Source organism: Streptomyces alboflavus (assembly GCF_000716675.1).
GTDB lineage: Bacteria > Actinomycetota > Actinomycetes > Streptomycetales > Streptomycetaceae > Streptomyces > Streptomyces alboflavus.
Genome location: NZ_JNXT01000050.1, coordinates 41,519 through 61,698, shown reverse-complemented (window position 1 = coordinate 61,698; position 20,180 = coordinate 41,519). Strand labels below are relative to the sequence as shown.

Annotated in this window: 15 protein-coding genes; 14 read left to right on the top strand and 1 reads right to left on the bottom strand. The window is 71.1% G+C overall.

The features are described from left to right. Positions 1 to 48: 48 nt before the first annotated feature. The 14 genes from OO63_RS30740 to OO63_RS30675 all read left to right on the top strand — a co-directional run bounded on the left by OO63_RS30740 (position 49) and on the right by OO63_RS30675 (position 16,409). Entirely contained in the window at positions 49 to 2,067 is a 2,019-nt protein-coding gene (locus OO63_RS30740) for a peptidoglycan D,D-transpeptidase FtsI family protein (RefSeq protein ID WP_078619470.1), read from the top strand. A 26-nt stretch (positions 2,068 to 2,093) separates the two neighbouring features. Next, entirely contained in the window at positions 2,094 to 3,806 is a 1,713-nt protein-coding gene (locus OO63_RS30735) for a UDP-N-acetylmuramoyl-L-alanyl-D-glutamate--2,6-diaminopimelate ligase (protein ID WP_397622220.1), read from the top strand. 4 nt (positions 3,807 to 3,810) lie between these two features. Next, a complete protein-coding gene (locus OO63_RS30730) occupies positions 3,811 to 5,241 on the top strand; it encodes a UDP-N-acetylmuramoyl-tripeptide--D-alanyl-D-alanine ligase (RefSeq protein WP_030361679.1) in 1,431 nt (476 codons plus the stop codon). Continuing rightward, on the top strand, positions 5,238 to 6,308 hold the full coding sequence (gene mraY, locus OO63_RS30725) for a phospho-N-acetylmuramoyl-pentapeptide-transferase (protein WP_030361678.1): 1,071 nt from the start codon (positions 5,238 to 5,240) through the stop codon (positions 6,306 to 6,308). Before OO63_RS30730 ends, mraY begins: the two co-directional genes overlap by 4 nt. Beyond that, a complete protein-coding gene (murD, locus tag OO63_RS30720) occupies positions 6,305 to 7,717 on the top strand; it encodes a UDP-N-acetylmuramoyl-L-alanine--D-glutamate ligase (protein ID WP_030361677.1) in 1,413 nt (470 codons plus the stop codon). Before mraY ends, murD begins: the two co-directional genes overlap by 4 nt. 141 nt (positions 7,718 to 7,858) lie before the next feature. Further along, complete coding sequence (gene ftsW, locus OO63_RS30715) at positions 7,859 to 9,172, top strand: putative lipid II flippase FtsW (RefSeq protein WP_030361676.1); 1,314 nt, start codon at positions 7,859 to 7,861, stop codon at positions 9,170 to 9,172. 6 nt (positions 9,173 to 9,178) lie between these two features. Then, a complete protein-coding gene (gene murG / locus OO63_RS30710) occupies positions 9,179 to 10,273 on the top strand; it encodes an undecaprenyldiphospho-muramoylpentapeptide beta-N-acetylglucosaminyltransferase (RefSeq protein WP_030361675.1) in 1,095 nt (364 codons plus the stop codon). Between the two features lie 16 nt (positions 10,274 to 10,289). After that, complete coding sequence (locus OO63_RS30705) at positions 10,290 to 11,111, top strand: cell division protein FtsQ/DivIB (protein ID WP_030361674.1); 822 nt, start codon at positions 10,290 to 10,292, stop codon at positions 11,109 to 11,111. 275 nt (positions 11,112 to 11,386) lie between these two features. Further along, positions 11,387 to 12,613, top strand: coding sequence for a cell division protein FtsZ (gene ftsZ, locus OO63_RS30700; RefSeq protein WP_030361673.1), 1,227 nt, complete (start codon positions 11,387 to 11,389; stop codon positions 12,611 to 12,613). Between the two features lie 11 nt (positions 12,614 to 12,624). Next, on the top strand, positions 12,625 to 13,350 hold the full coding sequence (gene pgeF, locus OO63_RS30695) for a peptidoglycan editing factor PgeF (protein ID WP_106983467.1): 726 nt from the start codon (positions 12,625 to 12,627) through the stop codon (positions 13,348 to 13,350). 6 nt (positions 13,351 to 13,356) lie between these two features. Next, positions 13,357 to 14,076 carry a YggS family pyridoxal phosphate-dependent enzyme gene (locus OO63_RS30690; protein WP_030361671.1) on the top strand — a complete coding sequence of 240 codons (720 nt, stop codon included), beginning with the start codon at positions 13,357 to 13,359 and terminating at the stop codon, positions 14,074 to 14,076. 128 nt (positions 14,077 to 14,204) lie between these two features. Continuing rightward, positions 14,205 to 14,852 (top strand): cell division protein SepF, encoded by a 648-nt coding sequence (locus tag OO63_RS30685; protein WP_030361670.1) that lies wholly within the window; start codon positions 14,205 to 14,207, stop codon positions 14,850 to 14,852. A gap of 80 nt (positions 14,853 to 14,932) precedes the next feature. Next, positions 14,933 to 15,217, top strand: coding sequence for a YggT family protein (locus OO63_RS30680; protein ID WP_030361669.1), 285 nt, complete (start codon positions 14,933 to 14,935; stop codon positions 15,215 to 15,217). Positions 15,218 to 15,272: 55 nt separating this feature from the next. Beyond that, positions 15,273 to 16,409 (top strand): DivIVA domain-containing protein, encoded by a 1,137-nt coding sequence (locus OO63_RS30675; protein WP_030361668.1) that lies wholly within the window; start codon positions 15,273 to 15,275, stop codon positions 16,407 to 16,409. Positions 16,410 to 16,746: 337 nt separating this feature from the next. Here the strand turns inward: OO63_RS30675 and ileS are convergent, their stop codons facing one another. Further along, the gene (gene ileS / locus OO63_RS30670; RefSeq protein WP_030361667.1) at positions 16,747 to 19,890 is read right to left on the bottom strand and encodes an isoleucine--tRNA ligase; all 3,144 of its coding nucleotides are present in this window, start codon (positions 19,888 to 19,890) and stop codon (positions 16,747 to 16,749) included. Positions 19,891 to 20,180: the final 290 nt, after the last annotated feature.

Sequence of the window (20,180 nt, the reverse complement as noted above, 5' to 3'; positions counted from 1 at the left end):
GGCCGCTCCCGCGAGGCCCGCCCCCACGACCCCCGGCAGGTGACGTAAGTGACGGACCGCCAACCGCCACCCCCACGCCGCCGGGTCCCCGGCCCGGCACGGCCCGCCCGCCCCGGCGGCCGGAGCGGACCCGGGCCCGGGGCGCGCCCGCCCGCCTCGCGCCGCCCCCGCCCCTCCGGATCGAGGCCGCCCAAGGCGCCCCAGGCCAAGACCATCCGGCTCGGCAGCCCGCGGCCCCGGCTTCGCATGGTCAGCCTCGGCCTGACCCTGGTGATGCTGGCGTTCGTGGTGCGGCTGTTCCAGGTGCAGGCCGTGGACGCCGACACCTACGCGGCGAAGGCCGAGAAGAACCGGTACTCCACGCACAAGCTGGCCGCCGAGCGCGGGGCCATCACCGACCGCGGCGGCGTCGAACTCGCCACCAGCGTGGACGCGTACGACATCACCGCCGACCCCACCCTCTTCACGCCGAAGGAGACGAAGACCGGCGACGCGCCCGAGCAGGCCGCCGGGCTGCTCGCGCCGATCCTCGACGCGGACGCCGGTGAACTCGCCAAGAAGCTCCGGACGCCCAAGACCCGCTTCACGCTCCTGGCCCGCCGTGAGTCGCCGCAGGTCTGGAAGCAGATCAAGGACCTGCGCTCCGCCCTCGCCGACAAGGCGAGCGCCGACCCCAAGGCGGTCAACGTCCTCGCGGGCGTCTTCGCCGTGCCCACCAGCAAGCGCGTGTACCCCAACGACGGCCTGGCCGCCGGGATACTGGGCTGGGTCAACGCCGACGGCAAGGGCGGCGGCGGGGTGGAGCAGCAGCTCGACAAGAAGCTCGCGGGCAAGCAGGGCGAGATCCGCTACGCCCAGTCCGGCGGCCGCCAGGTGCCCACCGCCGGCAGCACCGAGAAGCCCGCCGTGCCCGGCTCGGACGTCGAGCTGACGATCGACCGCGACATCCAGTGGGCCGCCCAGGACGCCATCACCGAGCAGGTGCGCAAGTCCAAGGCCGACCGCGGCTACGTACTGGTGCAGGACACCCGCACCGGCGAGGTCCTCGCCATGGCCAACGCGCCCGGCTTCGACCCCAACAACCTCGCCCAGGCCCGCGGCGCCAGCCTCGGCAACGCAGCCCTCCAGGACGCCTACGAACCCGGCTCCACCGCCAAGGTCATGTCGATGGCCGCCGTCCTCGAGGAGAACGCCGCCACTCCCGGCACCCGGGTGACCGTGCCCAACCGCCTGCACCGCGGCGACCGGCTCTTCCAGGACGACATCGACCACCCGACCTGGTACCTCACGCTCAACGGCGTGCTCGCCAAGTCCAGCAACATCGGCACCATCCTCGCCACCGGCGAACTCGGCAAGACGCAGCGGGAGGTCAACAGGACCCTCTACTCGTACCTGCGGAAGTTCGGCATCGGCAAGGAGACCGGGCTCGGCTTCCCCGGCGAGACCTCCGGCATCCTCGCGCCGCCCGACAAGTGGTCGACCTCGCAGCAGTTCACGATCCCCTTCGGCCAGGGCGTGTCCATCAACGCCATGCAGGCCGCGTCCGTGTACTCGACCATCGCCAACGGCGGCGTCCGCGTCGAGCCGACGCTGGTACGCGGCACCAAGGGGCCCGACGGCCGCTTCACGCCCGCGCCCGCGCCGAAGAAGACCCGCGTGGTCAGTGAGAAGACCGCGCGGACCGTGGCACGGATGCTGGAGTCCGTCGTCGACGACGAGGAAGGCACCGGCACCAAGGCCCGCATCCCCGGCTACCGCGTCGCGGGCAAGACCGGCACGGCCAACCGGGTCGACCCGCAGACCGGCCGCTACCGCGGCTACACCTCCTCCTTCGCCGGCTTCGCGCCCGCCGACAAGCCGCGCGTCACCGTCTACTGCGTCATCCAGAACGCCACGAAGGGCAGCTACTTCGGCGGCCAGATCTGCGGCCCCATCTACAAGAAGGTCATGCAGTTCGCCCTCAAGACCCTCCAGGCCCCGCCCACCGGCAAGGCCCCCGCACCGCTCCCGGTGACCTACGACCCCGGCGGGCCGAAGCCCCCCGGCCGACCCGCGAACGGCGGCTAGGACGCGCACCCGGACAGGAACAGCCCGTGACGACCATCACCCCGGACCCGGGGAACCGGCCCGCGACACACCGCGCCGCCACCCCCGGGCCGCCGCCGCCCCCGACCGACCGCACCGCGCGTGGCCCCCTGCCTTTTGGCCCCAACGGGGGTGCGCCCGGTACGCTCACCGCCGTGCCACACGCTGATCAGTCCCAAACCACCCAGAAGGACGCTCCCGTGACCTACCCGGGACCGCCGAGGCCGACCCAGGTCTCCGCCACCCCCCTCGCGGAGCTCGCCGATCAGCTGGGGGCCGCGGCCCCGGGCACGGACGCCGCCGTCACCGGGATCACCCACGACTCGCGCGCGGTGCGCCCCGGCGACATCTACGCGGCCCTGCCCGGCGCCCGCATGCACGGCGCCGACTTCGTGGCCCAGGCCGCCGACCTCGGCGCCGCCGCGATCCTCACCGACCCGACCGGCGCCGACCGCGCCGCCGCCACGGGACTTCCGGTGCTCGTCGTCGCCGACCCGCGCGGCGGCATGGGCGAGCTGGCCGCGACGGTGTACGGCCACCCGGGCCGCGACCTGCTGCAGATCGGCATCACCGGCACGTCGGGCAAGACCACCACGGCGTACCTCATCGAGGGCGGTCTGAAGGCCGTCCGCGCCACCGGGCTCATCGGCACCGTCGAGATGCGCATCGGCGAGGAGCGCATCAAGTCCGAGCGGACCACGCCCGAAGCCACCGACCTGCAGGCGCTGTTCGCCGTGATGCGCGAGCGCGGCGTCGAGGCGGTCGCCATGGAGGTCTCCAGCCACGCGCTGGTGCTCGGCCGGGTCGACGGCTGCGTCTTCGACGTCGCCGTCTTCAACAACCTGAGCCCGGAGCACATGGAGTTCCACTCCGACATGGAGGACTACTTCCGGGCCAAGGCGCAGCTGTTCACCAAACGGCGCGCTCGGCTCGGCGTGGTCAACCTCGACGACGAGTACGGCCGCCGCCTGATCACCGAGTCCGAGGTGCCCGTCACCAGCTTCTCCGCCGAGGGCCACCCGGACGCCGACTGGCGCGCCGAGGACGTCGAAGTTGGGCCGCTTGACTCCACGTTCACAGCCGTCGGCCCCAAGGGCGAGCGGATCGCCGCCCGCTCGCCGCTCGCCGGGCCCTTCAACGTCGCCAACACCCTCGCCGCGATCGTGTCGCTCGCCGTCGCCGGGATCGACCCGCAGCAGGCCGCCGACGGCGTCGCGGCCGTGCCGGGCGTCCCCGGCCGCCTGGAGCGCGTCGACGCGGGCCAGTCCTACCTCGCCGTCGTGGACTACGCCCACAAGACGGACGCCGTCGAATCGGTCCTGCGCGCGCTGCGCAAGGTCACCGAGGGCAAGCTGCACATCGTGCTGGGCTGCGGCGGCGACCGCGACCAGACCAAGCGCAGGCCGATGGGCGCGGCCGCGGCCCGGCTCGCCGACTCCGCCGTACTGACCTCCGACAACCCCCGCGGCGAGGACCCCCTCGCCATCCTCGCGACGATGCTCGCGGGCGCCGCCGAGGTGCCCGCCCACGAGCGCGGTGACGTCGCCGTCTTCGAGGACCGCGCCGCCGCCATCCGCGCGGCCGTCGCCCGCGCCGAGCCCGGGGACACCGTCCTGGTCGCGGGCAAGGGACACGAACAGGGCCAGGACATCGCCGGGGTGGTCCGTCCCTTCGACGACCGCCTGGTGCTTCGCGAAGCTATCGAGCAAACCCAGGGATGAAGTTGTGATCGCCCTCTCCCTCGCCGAGATCGCCACCGTCGTCGGCGGGCAGACGTACGACATACCGGATCCGCAGGTCCAGGTGACCGCACCGGTCGTCCGGGACTCCCGTGAGGTGGAGCCCGGCGGCCTGTTCGCCGCCTTCGTGGGCGAGCGCGTCGACGGGCACGACTACGCCGACCAGGTCGTGGCGGCGGGCGCGGTCGCCGTGCTCGGCACCCGGCCGTGCGGGGTGCCCGCCATCGTCGTCGACGACGTGCAGACGGCGCTCGGCGCCCTCGCCCGGCACGTCGTCGCCCGGCTCGGCGCCACCCTCGTCGCCCTCACCGGCTCCGCGGGCAAGACCAGCACCAAGGATCTGATCGCCCAGGTCATCGGCCGCAAGGCGCCCACCGTGTGGACGCCGGGATCGTTCAACAACGAGATCGGCCTGCCGCTGACCGCGCTGAGCGCCACCGACGAGACGAAGTTCCTCGTCCTGGAGATGGGCGCCCGCGGCATCGGCCACATCCGGTACCTCACCGGGCTGACGCCGCCGCGGATCGGCCTCGTCCTGAACGTCGGCACCGCCCACATCGGCGAGTTCGGCGGCCGCGAACAGATCGCGCAAGCAAAGGGCGAGCTGGTCGAGGCACTCCCGGCCGACGGCGCCGCGATCCTCAACGCCGACGACCCCCTCGTACGCGCGATGGCCTCCCGCACGAAGGCCCGTGTGCTGCTCTTCGGAGAGGCCGCCGACGCCGACGTACGTGCCGAGAATGTCCGGCTCACCGAGAACGGACAGCCCGCCTTCACGCTCACCACACCCACCGGGTGCAGCGACGTGCGGCTGCGCCTGTACGGTGAGCACCACGTGTCGAACGCGCTCGCCGCGGCCGCCGTCGCCCATGAGCTGGGCATGTCCGTGGACGAGATCGCCCTCGCGCTCTCCGAGGCGGGCACGCTGTCCCGCTGGCGGATGGAGGTCACCGAGCGCCCGGACGGCGTGACGGTCGTCAACGACGCCTACAACGCGAACCCCGAGTCCATGCGAGCCGCCCTGCGCGCGCTCGCGGCCATGGGCAGAGCCGCGCAGGCCGAGGGCGGGCGCACGTGGGCGGTGCTCGGTCACATGGCCGAGCTCGGTGACGACGGGCTCGCCGAGCACGACGCGGTCGGACGCCTTGCCGTCCGGCTGAACGTGAACAAGCTCGTGGCAGTCGGGGGCAGGGAAGCGTCCTGGCTCCAACTGGGCGCATACAACGAGGGTTCGTGGGGTGAGGAGTCGGTGCACGTGTCCGACGCACAGGCGGCGATCGACCTGCTGCGCAGCGAGCTGCGCCCAGGAGACGTCGTGCTGGTGAAGGCGTCCAGATCGGTGGGTCTCGAGCGGGTCGCCCTGGCCCTGCTCGATGACGCCGCCGTTTCTTCGGAGGGGCAGGTCGCCGGCCGATGAGGCAGATCCTCTTCGCGGGTGTGATCGGGCTCTTCCTGACCCTGGTCGGTACGCCCCTGCTGATCAAGCTCCTGGCCCGCAAGGGCTACGGCCAGTTCATCCGGGACGACGGCCCGCGCGAGCACCACAGCAAGCGCGGTACGCCGACGATGGGTGGCATCGCCTTCATCCTGGCCACGCTCATCGCGTACTTCATGACGAAGTTCATCACCGGCGGGGAGTTCACGCTCTCCGGCCTGCTGGTGCTCTTCCTGATGGCGGGCATGGGCCTGGTCGGCTTCCTCGACGACTACATCAAGATCGTCAAGCAGCGCTCGCTCGGTCTGCGCGCCAAGGCCAAGATGGCGGGCCAGCTGATCGTCGGCATCGGCTTCGCCGTGCTCGCGCTGAACTGGCCCGACAACCGCAACCAGACCCCGGCCTCCACCAAGCTGTCGTTCGTCACGGACTTCGGCTGGTCGATCGGCCCGGTCCTGTTCGTGGTCTGGGCGCTGTTCATGATCCTCGCCATGTCGAACGGCGTGAACCTCACCGACGGCCTCGACGGTCTCGCCACCGGCGCCTCCGTGATGGTCTTCGGCGCCTACACCTTCATCGGCGTCTGGCAGTACCAGGAGTCCTGCGCCAACGCCAACACCCTCACCAACCCCGAGGCGTGTTTCGAGGTCAGAGACCCACTCGACCTGGCGGTCGTGGCCTCCGCGCTGATGGGCGCCTGCTTCGGCTTCCTGTGGTGGAACACCTCGCCCGCGAAGATCTTCATGGGTGACACCGGCTCGCTGGCCCTCGGCGGCGCGCTCGCCGGACTCGCGATCTGCTCCCGCACGGAGCTGCTCCTCGCGCTCCTCGGCGGCCTCTTCGTCCTTATCACCATGTCCGTGGTCATCCAGGTCGGCTCCTTCCGCCTCACCGGCAAACGCGTCTTCCGGATGGCGCCACTCCAGCACCACTTCGAACTCAAGGGGTGGTCCGAAGTCCTTGTGGTGGTCCGCTTCTGGATCATCCAGGGCATGTGCGTGATCGTCGGACTCGGACTCTTCTACGCAGGGTGGGCGGCCACCAAGTGACCAGCTGGCAGGGCAGGAACGTCACCGTCGCCGGGCTCGGCGTGAGCGGCCTCAGCGCCGCCCGCGCGCTCGCGGGCCTCGGCGCGGTGGTGACGGTCGTGGACGGCGGCGACGGGGACGCCCAGCGGACACGCGCCGCGGAACTCGCCGGAACCGGCATCTCCGTACGCCTCGGGGACGCCGAGACGCTCCCCGAGGGCACCGACCTCGTCGTCACCTCGCCCGGCTGGAAGCCCTCGTCGCCGCTGTTCACGGCCGCCGCCGAGGCGGGTGTCGACGTCGTCGGCGACGTCGAGATCGCCTGGCGCCTGCGCGGCCCCGACGCCGCGCCCTGGCTCGCCATCACCGGCACCAACGGCAAGACCACGACCACGCAGATGCTCGCGTCGATCCTGGCCGCGGCCGGTCTGCGCACGGCGGCCGTCGGCAACATCGGCACGCCCATCGTGGACGTGGTCCTGGAGGGCGACGACGCGTACGACGTCCTCGCCGTCGAGCTGTCCTCCTACCAGCTGCACTGGGCGCCCTCCCTGCGCGCCCACTCGGCGGCCGTCCTGAACCTGGCGCCCGACCACCTCGACTGGCACGGCTCCATGGAGGCGTACGCCGCCGACAAGGGCCGCATCTACGAGGGCAACCAGGTCGCCTGCGTCTACAACGTCGCCGACAAGGCCACGGAGGACCTGGTCCGCGAGGCCGACGTCGAGGAGGGCTGCCGCGCCATCGGTTTCACGCTGGCCGCGCCCGCCCCCTCGCAACTGGGCGTCGTGGACGGCATCCTGGTCGACCGTGCCTTCGTGCCGGACCGCCAGAAGCAGGCCCAGGAGCTCGCAGAGGTCTCCGACGTGCGCCCGCCCGCGCCGCACAACATCGCCAACGCCCTGGCCGCCGCCGGCCTCGCGCGTGCCTACGGCGTGCCCGCCACGGCGGTCCGTGAGGGCCTGCGCGCCTTCCGGCCGGACGCCCACCGCATCGAGCACGTGGCCGACGTCGACGGCGTCGCCTACATCGACGACTCCAAGGCCACCAACACCCACGCCACGCAGGCGTCGTTGGCGGCGTACGAGTCGATCGTCTGGATCGCCGGTGGCCTCGCCAAGGGCGCCACCTTCGACGAGCTGGTCGCGGGCGCGGCGGGGCGGCTGCGGGGGGTCGTCCTGATCGGCGCCGACCGCGCGCTGATCCGCGAAGCGCTCGCGCGACACGCGCCGGAAGTACCCGTCGTGGACCTCGACCGGACGGACACTGGGGCGATGTCCGAGGCCGTACGGCAGGCCGCGCGGCTCGCGCGGCCGGGGGACACCGTCCTGATGGCGCCCGCGTGTGCGTCGATGGACATGTTCACCAACTACAACAAGCGTGGTGACGCGTTCGCGGCAGCCGTCCGCGAACTCGGCGCGAGCGCCTGACGGCGGGCCCAGCGTGGTCCGGGGGCGCCCGGCACCCGAAGGAGGGCACGTGGCAGCCGTGGGAACGCCGTCGTGGCGGGGGTTTCGTGGCCGGCCGCGCGCCGGCGGGGGAAGCGCCCGCGCGGGCGCGGGGTGCCGCTGATGGCCGGGCGCGCCTCCGTGCGCACCCCGCGCACCCCGAAGCGACCGGTGCGGCCGCGGGCCACGCCGGTGGCCCGCGAGAGTGCGCTGCGGCGGCTCTACGACCGGGCCCGCAAGGCCTGGGACCGGCCGCTGACCGCGTACTACCTGATCCTCGGCAGCAGCCTGCTGATCACGGCGCTCGGCCTGGTGATGGTCTACTCCGCGTCGATGATCCAGGCGCTGCAGCTGAACCTGCCCGCCTCCTACTTCTTCCGCAAGCAGTTCGTCGCCGCGGTCCTCGGTTCCGCCCTGCTGCTGATCGCCATGCGGATGCCGGTCAAGCTGCACCGGGCGCTGTCGTACCCGATCCTCGCCGCATCCGTCTTCCTGATGGTCCTGGTCCAGATCCCCGGGATAGGGCGCAGCGTCAACGGCAATCAGAACTGGATCTATTTGGGGGGCCCTTTCCAGCTCCAGCCCAGTGAGTTCGGCAAGCTCGCCCTTGTGCTCTGGGGCGCGGACCTGCTGGCCCGCAAACAGGACAAGCGGCTGCTCACCCAGTGGAAGCACATGCTGGTGCCGCTGGTCCCCGTCACCTTCATGCTGCTCGGCCTGATCATGCTGGGCGGCGACATGGGCACGGCCATCATCCTCACCGCGATCCTGTTCGGCCTGCTCTGGCTCGCGGGCGCCCCGACCCGGCTGTTCGCGGGGGTCCTGAGCATCGCGGCCGTCCTCGGTGTGATCCTCATCAAGACCAGCCCGAACCGGATGGCCCGGCTCGCCTGCATCGGCGCGACCGACCCCGGACCCGGCGACCAGTGCTGGCAGGCCGTACACGGCATCTACGCCCTGGCCTCCGGCGGATTCTTCGGTTCCGGCCTCGGCGCGAGTGTGGAAAAATGGGGTCAACTGCCCGAACCGCACACCGACTTCATCTTCGCCATCACCGGGGAGGAACTCGGTCTTGCGGGGACGCTGTCGGTGCTCGCCCTGTTCGCGGCTCTAGGCTATGCGGGTATCCGCGTGGCCGGACGCACGGAGGACCCCTTCGTGAGGTACGCAGCGGGAGGCGTGACCACCTGGATCACGGCCCAGGCCGTGATCAACGTCGGTGCGGTGCTCGGTCTGCTGCCGATCGCCGGTGTCCCGCTTCCGCTGTTCTCCTACGGAGGCTCAGCCCTGCTGCCGACCATGTTCGCCGTGGGACTCCTGATCGCCTTCGCGCGTGAGGACCCCGCGGCGAAGGCGGCCCTGGCCATGCGGCAGCCTCGGGTGAGATGGAACACGATGCGACGGCGCGTCAAGGCGCGTTCGTCCGGAGAGCGGTGAATTTCGGTGCATGTCGTACTCGCCGGTGGGGGGACCGCCGGCCACATCGAGCCCGCGCTCGCCCTCGCGGACGCCCTGCGCAGGCAGGACCCGACCGTGGGGATCACGGCCCTGGGCACGGAGCGCGGCCTCGAGACCCGACTCGTACCCGAGCGGGGCTATGAACTCGCCCTCATCCCCGCCGTGCCGCTGCCGCGCAAGCCCACCCCCGAGCTGATCACCGTGCCCGGGCGGCTGCGCGGCACCATCAAGGCGGCCGAGCAGATCCTGGAGCGCACCAAGGCCGACTGCGTGGTGGGCTTCGGCGGCTATGTGGCGCTGCCCGGCTATCTGGCGGCCAAGCGCGCGGGTGTGCCGATCGTGGTGCACGAGGCCAACGCGCGCCCCGGCCTCGCCAACAAGATCGGCTCGCGGTACGCCTCCGGGGTCGCGGTCTCCACGCCCGACAGCAAGCTGCGCGGCTCGCGCTACATCGGCATCCCGCTGCGCCGCACCATCGCGCTGCTCGACCGGGCCCGGGTCCGCCCGGAGGCCCGCGCGGCCTTCAACCTCGACCCGAACCTGCCGACGCTGCTCGTCTCCGGCGGCTCGCAGGGCGCCCGGCGCCTGAACGAGGTCGTCCAGCAGGTCGCCCCGGTCCTCCAGCGCGCGGGCATCCAGATCCTGCACGCGGTCGGCCCGAAGAACGAAATGCCGTACGTGGAGAACATGCCCGGGATGCCCCCCTACATCCCGGTACCGTACGTGGACCGGATGGACCTCGCGTACGCCGCGGCCGACATGATGCTCTGCCGCGCGGGCGCGATGACCGTCGCCGAGCTGTCCGCCGTCGGGCTGCCGGCCGCCTATGTCCCGCTGCCCATCGGCAACGGCGAACAGCGGCTGAACGCCCAGCCGGTGGTCAAGGCGGGCGGCGGCCTGCTGGTCGACGACGCGGAGCTCACCCCCGAGTGGGTCCAGGGCAACGTCCTGCCCGTGCTCGCCGACCCGCACCGGCTGTACGAGATGTCCCGTGCCGCATCGGAGTTCGGCCGCAGGGACGCCGACGACCTCCTCGTCAACATGGTGTACGAGGCGATTGCGTCACGCCGCAACGCGTGAGAGAAGGCAGGGGACTGTGGCCGGACGGGCCGGACCGACGACCGCCGAACGGCGGGGGGCCGGGTCTGCCCCGTCCCGCCCGTCCCGCCCCCGCCGCCCGCGCCTTCCGCGGGCGCTGCGGGCACCGCGGGTGCGCCTCCTGATCGTCCTGGTGCTCGTCCTCGCCGTGCTCGCCGGGGGCGGCGCCTGGGTGTTCTACGGCTCGCCGTGGCTGCGGGTGGAGCGGGTGACGACGTCCGGGACGGTGGTCCTCAAGCCGCACGAGGTGCGCGAGATCGCGGGCGTACCGGTCGGGGAACCGCTGATTTCGGTCGATTCCGGAGCCATCGAAGAGCGGCTTCGGAGAAAATTGCCCCGAATTGACTCGGTTGATGTCGTCCGCTCCTGGCCCCATGGAATCGCACTGAAAGTGACGGAGCGCACGCCGGTTCTGCTCATCGAAAAGGGCGGAAAGTTCATCGAAGTGGACGCGAAGGGTGTTCGTTTCGCCACGGTCGAGAAGGCACCGAAGGGCACCCCCCTCCTCGAAATGGCCACGGACCCCTCCGGCAGCGCCGCCGCGAGCCTGCGCCGCTTCGACGCGGCCCGGCTGCGCCGCGAGGCCGTCCGTGTGGTCGCCGCCCTGCCCGGCGCGGTCGCGGCGGACACCCGGACCGTCAAGGTCCGTTCGTACGACTCCATCTCGCTGCGGTTGCGCGACGACCGCACGGTGATGTGGGGGAGCGGGGACAAGGGCCGGGCAAAGGCCGAGGCGCTCGCCGGGCTCATGAAAGCAGTTCCGAAGGCACGGCACTTCGATGTGAGCGTCCCCACCGCCCCTGCGTCATCGGCGAGTTGACGTACATCAGCGCAGGCCAGCACCCTGGATGGGCAGGCTTAAGCCTGATCACATAGGGTGAAAAGAAAAACGGGAGGTTCGGCGTGTTCGTTGAACGTGCGCCACTTGTCGACTTAGTGTCCTGTTCGGAAGAGTCCAGGGAACAGACACACTGGTAACCCTAAACTTCAGCGTTAGGGTTCGGGTCGGCGTTCGGACCGTCCCATTCGGCATCAGTCGTCGTATCGCTCAAGCGCGAGACGGCGACACGTAACTCGAGGCGAGAGGCCTTCGACGTGGCAGCACCGCAGAACTACCTCGCAGTCATCAAAGTCATCGGTGTCGGCGGCGGTGGTGTCAATGCCATCAACCGGATGATCGAGGTCGGTCTCAAGGGCGTCGAGTTCATCGCCATCAACACCGACGCGCAAGCCCTGTTGATGAGCGACGCCGACGTCAAGCTCGACGTGGGCCGTGAACTCACCCGCGGACTCGGCGCAGGAGCCAACCCGGCCGTCGGCCGCAAGGCCGCCGAGGACCACCGCGAGGAGATCGAGGAGGTCCTCAAGGGGGCCGACATGGTCTTCGTGACGGCCGGTGAGGGCGGCGGCACCGGCACGGGCGGCGCGCCCGTGGTCGCCAACATCGCGCGTTCCCTCGGCGCCCTGACGATCGGTGTGGTCACCAGGCCGTTCACCTTCGAGGGCCGTCGCCGCGCGAACCAGGCGGAGGACGGCATCGCCGAGCTCCGCGAAGAGGTCGACACCCTCATCGTCATCCCCAACGACCGGCTCCTGTCCATCTCGGACCGCCAGGTCAGCGTGCTCGACGCCTTCAAGTCGGCCGACCAGGTGCTCCTCTCCGGTGTGCAGGGCATCACCGACCTCATCACCACGCCCGGCCTGATCAACCTCGACTTCGCCGACGTCAAGTCGGTCATGTCCGAGGCGGGTTCGGCGCTCATGGGCATCGGCTCGGCCCGCGGCGACGACCGTGCGGTGGCCGCGGCCGAGATGGCGATCTCCTCGCCGCTCCTCGAGGCGTCCATCGACGGCGCCCGGGGCGTCCTGCTCTCCATCTCCGGCGGCTCCGACCTCGGCCTGTTCGAGATCAACGAGGCGGCGCAACTGGTCAGCGAGGCCGCGCACCCCGAGGCCAACATCATCTTCGGCGCGGTCATCGACGACGCGCTCGGCGACGAGGTCCGGGTCACCGTCATCGCGGCCGGCTTCGACGGCGGCCAGCCCCCGTCCAAGCGGGACAACGTCCTCGGCTCGGCGTCCGCCAAGCGCGAGGAGCCGGCGCCCCCGGCCCGGCAGCCCGAACCGTCCCGTCCGGCCCCGGCGTTCGGCGGCCTCGGCAGCGTCACCCCGCGCGACGACGCCCCCGCGGCCGAGCAGCCCGAGCCGGTCCAGGCGAGCGAGCCCCCGGCCTCGTCGGCGACCCCGCCGCAGGTCCCCCCGACCCGTCTGCACCAGGACAGCCAGGCCGAAGAGCTGGACGTGCCGGACTTCCTGAAGTGATAGACCAGCGCTTGGAGACGAGCACCGCGAGCGGCGCCCACTTCGCCTTCACCGACCGGTGGGGCGGAGTGAGCGCCGTTCCGTACGAGGAGCTCAACCTCGGCGGAGCGGTCGGCGACGACCCCGAAGCCGTACGCCACAACCGCGCGGCCGTCGCCAAGAACCTCGGCATCGACCCCGCGCGCGTGGTCTGGATGAACCAGGTGCACGGCCGGGACGTCGCCGTGGTCGACGGCCCCTGGGCGGACCGCGAGGAGATCCCGGCGGTCGACGCGGTCGTCACCGCCCGGCGCGGTGTCGCCCTCGCCGTCCTCACCGCCGACTGCACCCCGGTGCTGCTCGCCGACCCGGTCGCGGGAGTCGCCGCGGCCGCGCACGCGGGCCGGCCCGGAATGGTCGCCGGGGTGGTGCCCGCGGCCGTCGAGGCCATGGTGGCCCTCGGCGCGCGCCCGGACCGGATCGTGGCCCGCACCGGGCCCGCCGTCTGCGGCCGTTGTTACGAAGTACCCGCGGACATGCGCGCCGACGTCGCCGCCGTGGAACCCGCGGCGTACGCCGAGACGAGCTGGGGCACCCCCGCGGTCGACGTGACCGCGGGAGTGCACGCACAGCTCGACCGGCTCGGCGTGCGCGACCGGGAGCAGTCGCCGGTGTGCACACGGGAGTCGGGCGATCACTTCTCGTACCGCCGCGACCGCACGACCGGTCGGCTCGCGGGCTATGTGTGGTTGGACTGATGGGGCATGACGGACCGTAAGGCGGAACTCGCCGCAAATCTGGCGAATGTGGAAGAGCGCATCACGGCGGCCTGCGCGGCGGCGGGCCGCAAGCGCGAGGAACTGACCCTGATCGTGGTCACCAAGACCTACCCCGCGAGCGATGTGCGGTTTCTCTCGGAACTCGGTGTGCGTCATGTCGCCGAGAACCGTGACCAGGACGCGGCGCCGAAGGCCGCGGACTGCGCGGACCTCCCGCTCAGCTGGCACTTCGTGGGCCAGCTGCAGACCAACAAGGTGCGCTCCGTGGTCGGTTACGCGGACGTGGTTCAGTCGGTGGACCGGCCCAAGCTGGTCACGGCGCTGTCCACGGCCGCTGTGCGCGCCGGGCGCGAGGTCGGCTGTCTGCTCCAGGTCGCCCTGGACGCGGAGGCCGACGGACGGGGGGACCGCGGTGGCGTGGGCCCCGGCGGGATCGAGGAGTTGGCCGCACGCGTGGCCGACGCCCCCGGGCTGCGGCTCGACGGCCTGATGACCGTCGCGCCGCTCACCGGGGAATACGCGGGACGGCAACAGGCGGCGTTCGAGCGGCTGATGGATTTGTCGACTGCCCTGCGCGTGGCCCATCCGGCTGCGAACATGGTGTCGGCAGGGATGAGTGCGGACCTCGAACAGGCCGTGGCGGCCGGAGCGACACATGTGCGCGTCGGTACGGCGGTACTCGGAGTCCGACGCGGGCTCGGGTAACGTCGCCAGGAAGTCGGACCACAGCAGAAAATATGGTCATTCCCGCAGTTCGGCGGGAGACCACGTGGATCGCGGGCAGTTGATGACGACGGACCTTTCGATCCACCACAGAGCGGAGGACTCAGAGCATGGCCGGCGCGATGCGCAAGATGGCGGTCTACCTCGGCCTCGTGGAGGACGACGGTTACGACGGTCGGGGCTTCGACCCCGACGACGATTTCGAGCCCGAGCCGGAGCCCGAGCGCGACCGCCGACGGCACGAGCCGTCGCACCAGTCCCACCAGTCCCACCTCGCGGACCGGGACTTGGACCGGGACGAATCGGTACGAGTGGTGCAGCCGCCCGCCCCCCGCGAACCGGCGCCGCGCGCCGCTTCGCTTCCCGCTGAATCGGGACGTCCGGCGCGAATCGCCCCCGTGGCATCCATCACACCTGAACGCCAGAGCCTGGAGAAGAACGCACCGGTGATCATGCCCAAGGTCGTGTCCGAGCGTGAGCCCTACCGCATCACCACACTTCACCCCCGGACCTACAACGAAGCCCGTACCATCGGGGAACACTTCCGCGAAGGCACCCCGGTGATCATGAACTTGACGGAGATGGACGACACGGATGCGAAGCGACTTGTCGACTTTGCCGCCGGTCTCGTCTTCGGGCTGCATGGCAGTATCGAGCGAGTGACGCAGAAGGTGTTCCTGTTGTCGCCTGCTAACGTCGATGTCACGGCGGAGGACAAGGCCCGCATCGCAGAGGGCGGGTTCTTCAACCAGAGCTGAGACGCAAGTGCAGTAGACAGCAGTCATCGGATCGACACAGCACGGACTCGACTGAGGACAGGGGAGAGGGAAACACGAACATGGGCGTGGTCTTGCAAGTGATCTACATCGCTCTGATGTGTTTCCTGATCGTGCTGATCTTCCGGCTGGTCATGGACTACGTCTTCCAGTTCGCCCGCTCATGGCAACCCGGCAAGGCGATGGTGGTCGTTCTGGAGGCCACCTACACTGTCACCGATCCACCGCTCAAGCTTCTGCGGCGGTTCATTCCGCCGCTGCGTCTCGGGGGCGTGGCGCTCGACCTGTCCTTCTTCGTGCTGATGATCATCGTCTACATCCTGATCTCCGTCGTGAGCCGGCTGTGAGCGCGATGTCAACTACGTTCTTGCCGAATGCCGACGACTACGTTGAGGTGAAGAGATGCCGCTGACCCCCGAGGACGTGCGGAACAAGCAGTTCACGACCGTCCGTCTCCGAGAAGGCTATGACGAGGACGAGGTCGATGCCTTCCTAGATGAGGTCGAGGCCGAGCTGACCCGTCTGCTCCGCGAGAACGAGGACCTGCGCGCCAAGCTGGCCGCGGCCACGCGTGCCGCCGCGCAGAACCAGCAGCAGGGCGGCATGCGCAAGGGCCCCGGCGGTCCCGGTGGCCCCGACGGGCCGCAGGACCAGCGCGGTCCCGGCGCCCCCGTGCCCGCCGCAATATCTGGCCCGCAGCCGGTGCCGCCGCAGCAGCAGCACCCGATGGGCGGCCCGCCCCAGCTGCCGGGCGGCGCTCCGCAGCTTCCCCCGGGCCCCGGTGGCCACGGTCCGCAGGGCGGCCCGCAGGGTCCAGGACCGATGGGTCAGGGTCCCGGTCCGATGGGCCAGGGCCAGATGCAGGGTCAGATGGGTGGCCCCATGGGCGGCCCGATGGGCGGTCACGGCCCGCAGCTTCCGCAGCCCGGCCAGGGCCCCGGCGGCGACAGCGCCGCCCGTGTGCTCTCGCTCGCGCAGCAGACCGCCGACCAGGCGATCGCGGAGGCCCGTTCCGAGGCCAACAAGATCGTGGGCGAGGCCCGTTCGCGCGCCGAGGGCCTGGAGCGGGACGCCCGCGCCAAGGCCGACGCCCTGGAGCGGGACGCGCAGGAGAAGCACCGCGTCGCGATGGGCTCCCTGGAGTCCGCCCGCGCCACCCTTGAGCGCAAGGTCGAGGACCTGCGCGGCTTCGAGCGCGAGTACCGCACGCGGCTGAAGTCCTACCTGGAGTCGCAGCTGCGTCAGCTGGAGACCCAGGCCGACGACTCGCTGGCCCCGCCGCGGACCCCGGCGACCGCGTCGCTTCCGCCGTCCCCGGCGCCCTCCATGGCCTCGGCCGGCGCGGGTGCCCCGTCCTACGGCGGCAACCAGTCGATGGGTGGCAACCAGCCCGCGGGCGCGCCGTCCTACGGCGGGCAGCAGCAGATGTCGCCCGCGATGACGCAGCCGATGGCGCCGGTGCGGCCGCAGGGTCAGCAGCCGATGCAGCAGGCTCCGTCCCCGATGCGGGGATTCCTCATCGACGAGGACGACAACTGACGGGCTTCACCACGCCCTAGGCGTCGGCAGGCTGTACAGGGCGAGGCCCCCGGGAATCCGGGGGCCTCGCCCTTTTGCTGTGCCCGCCGGGTCGCCGCGGGCGGCGGTGGCTTTGGCGGAGTGCGACGGGGGGCCGCAGGCCGGTGGCTTTCGCCGAGTGCGTCGGTGGCCGCAGATCGGCCTCCGGCCTCGTCCTCAAGCGCCGGACGGGCTGAGTCACGCTCACGTCGGCCGAGGGTGCGCCGCAGAAACGTTCCGACGTTTGTGCGCGGGCACGCAACGCCGAAGGCCCGGGTCCACCAAGATCTTTGGTGGACCCGGGCCTTCGGCGTTGTCGCTAGGCCTTGCGGAGACGGAAGGCGAGGTTCACGGAGTCGTCCTTGAACGTCTCGCCGTAGGTCTCGTCGGCCTCGCCCTCGGCGAAGTCCGTCGCCAGGACCTCGTCCGCGATGAGGGCGGTGTGGTCGGTCAGGGCCGTGACGACGGCCGGGTCGGCGGACGTCCAGCGCAGGGCGATCCGGTCCGCGACGTCCAGGCCGCTGTTCTTGCGGGCCTCCTGGATCAGGCGGATCGCGTCCCGGGCCAGGCCCGCGCGGCGCAGCTCGTCGGTGAGCTCCAGGTCGAGGGCGACCGTGGCGCCGGAGTCGGACGCCACCGACCAGCCCTCGCGCGGGGTCTCGGTGATGATGACCTCGTCCGGGGCGAGCGTCACCGTCTCCCCGTCGACCTCCACGGAGGCGTTGCCCTCGCGCAGGGCGAGGGACAGCGCGGCCGCGTCGGCCTCCGCGACGGCCTTGGCCACCGCCTGCACGCCCTTGCCGAACCGCTTGCCGAGGGCACGGAAGTTGGCCTTGGCGGTGGTGTCGACCAGGGAGCCGCCGACCTCCGAGAGGGAGGCGAGGGAGGAGACGTTCAGCTCCTCGGTGATCTGGGCCCGCAGCTCGGCGCCCAGCGTCTCGAACCCGGCGGCCGCGACCAGCGCGCGGGACAGCGGCTGACGGGTCTTGACGCCGGACTCGGCGCGCGAGGCACGGCCCAGCTCGACCAGGCGGCGCACGAGCACCATCTGCTTGGACAGCTCGGGGTCGATCGCCGACAGGTCCGCCTCCGGCCAGGTCGCCAGGTGCACCGACTCCGGGGCGTCGGGCGTGACCGGCACGACCAGGTCCTGCCAGACGCGCTCCGCGATGAACGGCGTCAGCGGGGCGAGCAGCCGCGTGATCGTCTCGACGACCTCGTGCAGGGTGCGCAGCGCGGCCGCGTCGCCCTGCCAGAAGCGGCGCCTCGAACGGCGGACGTACCAGTTGGAGAGGTTGTCGACGAACGTGGACAGGAGCTTTCCGGCGCGCTGGGTGTCGTAGGCGTCCAGGGCCTCGGTCACCTGGTCGGTGAGCGCGTGCAGCTCGCTGAGCAGCCAGCGGTCGAGCAGCGGGCGGTCGGCGGGCGCCGGGTCGGTGTCCGAGGGGGCCCACTTCGACGTACGGGCGTAGAGCGCCTGGAAGGCGACCGTGTTCCAGTACGTCAGGAGGGTCTTGCGGACGACCTCCTGGATGGTGCCGTGGCCCACGCGGCGGGCCGCCCACGGGGAGCCGCCGGCCGCCATGAACCAGCGGACCGCGTCGGCGCCGTGCCGGTCCATGAGCGGGATCGGGTCCAGGGTGTTGCCGAGGTGCTTGGACATCTTGCGGCCGTCCTCGGCGAGGATGTGGCCGAGGCAGACGACGTTCTCGTAACTCGACTTGTCGAAGACCAGGGTGCCGACGGCCATCAGCGTGTAGAACCAGCCGCGGGTCTGGTCGATGGCCTCCGAGATGAACTGCGCGGGGTAGCGGCTCTCGAAGAGTTCCTTGTTCTTGTGGGGGTAGCCCCACTGCGCGAACGGCATCGAACCCGAGTCGTACCAGGCGTCGATGACCTCGGGCACGCGCACCGCTTCGAGGGAGCAGCCCTCGTGGGTGCAGGTGAACGTGACGTCGTCGATGAACGGGCGGTGCGGGTCGAGGTCCGACTGGTCGGTGCCCGTCAGCTCGGTCAGCTCGGCGCGGGAGTCGACACAGGTGAGGTGGTTCTCCTCGCAGCGCCAGATGGGCAGCGGTGTGCCCCAGTAGCGGTTGCGGGACAGCGCCCAGTCCACGTTGTTGGTCAGCCAGTCGCCGAAACGGCCGTGCTTGACCGAGTCCGGGAACCAGTTGGTCTTCTCGTTCTCCGCGAGGAGCCGGTCCTTGACAGCCGTGGTGCGGATGTACCAGGACGGCTGGGCGTAGTAGAGGAGCGCGGTGTGGCAGCGCCAGCAGTGCGGGTAGCTGTGCTCGTACGCGATGTGGCGGAACAGCAGGCCGCGGTCGTCGAGGTCCTTGGTGAGGGACTCGTCGGCCTTCTTGAAGAAGACGCCGCCCACGAGCGGGACGTCCTCCTCGAAGGTGCCGTCCGGGCGGACGGGGTTCACGACCGGCAGGCCGTAGGACCGGCAGACCTTGAGGTCGTCCTCACCGAAGGCGGGGGACTGGTGGACGAGGCCGGTGCCGTCCTCGGTGGTCACGTAGTCGGCGTTGACCACGTAGTGCGCCTCTGCCGGGAACTCCACGAGCTCGAAGGGGCGCTGGTACGTCCAGCGCTCCATCTCGGCGCCGGTGAACGTCTGCCCCGTGGTCTCCCAGCCCTCGCCGAGGGCCTTCTCCACCAGGGGCTCGGCGACGACCAGCTTCTCCTTGCCGTCGGTCGCCACTACGTAGGTGACGTCCGGGTGCGCGGCGACCGCCGTGTTGGACACCAGCGTCCACGGGGTGGTCGTCCACACCAGGAGCGCGGCCTCGCCCGCGAGGGGGCCGCCGGTCAGCGGGAAGCGGACGTAGACGGACGGGTCGACGACCGTCTCGTACCCCTGCGCCAGCTCGTGGTCGGACAGGCCCGTGCCGCAGCGGGGGCACCAGGGGGCGACGCGGTGGTCCTGGACGAGGAGGCCCTTGTCGAAGATCTCCTTGAGGGACCACCAGACGGACTCGATGTACTCCGGGTTCATCGTCCGGTAGGCGCCGTCGAGGTCCGTCCAGTACCCCATGCGGGTCGTCAGGTCGGCGAAGGCGTCCGTGTGGCGGGTCACCGACTCGCGGCACTTGGCGTTGAACTCGGCGATGCCGTACGCCTCGATGTCCTTCTTGCCGTTGAAGCCGAGTTCCTTCTCGACCGCCAGCTCCACGGGCAGGCCGTGGCAGTCCCAGCCGGCCTTGCGGGCGACGTGGTAGCCGCGCATCGTGCGGAAGCGCGGGAACACGTCCTTGAAGACGCGGGCCTCGATGTGGTGCGCGCCGGGCATGCCGTTGGCCGTGGGCGGGCCCTCGTAGAACACCCACTCGGGGCGGCCCTCGGACTGCTCGAGGCTCTTGGCGAAGATCTTCTGCTGCTCCCAGAAGTCGAGCACGGCGTGCTCAAGAGCGGGCAGGTCGACCTGGGCGGGCACCTGGCGGTACTGCGGCGGCGTCATTCGCTTTTCCTCCGGCGGACGTTCTTCCCTTCCGTCGGAGGGACGAGAGGCGCATCGCTGCGCTCCCGCGGTACCACCCTCCTTGGCCCTCCGGCGCTGGCGCCACAGGGCCCCCTCATTGGGGTCGCGATGCCGGGTCTACTCGCCCTTGCCGTCCCCGATGGGGGCCGGCCTGCGGCTTTCTTCCGGCGGCTCCGGGGTGATCTTCACGTCGCGCTCGCCCCCGGGCTCACACCGTCCCCGGGTCGCTCATGGCTGCGTACGCCGCTACTCGTCCCCATCCACACGTC

Bases quoted from the DNA above. Each gene is read 5' to 3' on its own strand.
- mraY (WP_030361678.1), top strand. From the start codon at position 5,238: ATGAGGCAGATCCTCTTCGCGGGTGTGATCGGGCTCTTCCTGACCCTG.
- ftsW (WP_030361676.1), top strand. From the start codon at position 7,859: ATGGCCGGGCGCGCCTCCGTGCGCACCCCGCGCACCCCGAAGCGACCG.
- OO63_RS30690 (WP_030361671.1), top strand. From the start codon at position 13,357: ATGACGGACCGTAAGGCGGAACTCGCCGCAAATCTGGCGAATGTGGAA.
- OO63_RS30685 (WP_030361670.1), top strand. From the start codon at position 14,205: ATGGCCGGCGCGATGCGCAAGATGGCGGTCTACCTCGGCCTCGTGGAG.
- OO63_RS30680 (WP_030361669.1), top strand. From the start codon at position 14,933: ATGGGCGTGGTCTTGCAAGTGATCTACATCGCTCTGATGTGTTTCCTG.
- OO63_RS30675 (WP_030361668.1), top strand. From the start codon at position 15,273: ATGCCGCTGACCCCCGAGGACGTGCGGAACAAGCAGTTCACGACCGTC.
- ileS (WP_030361667.1), bottom strand. From the start codon at position 19,890: ATGACGCCGCCGCAGTACCGCCAGGTGCCCGCCCAGGTCGACCTGCCC.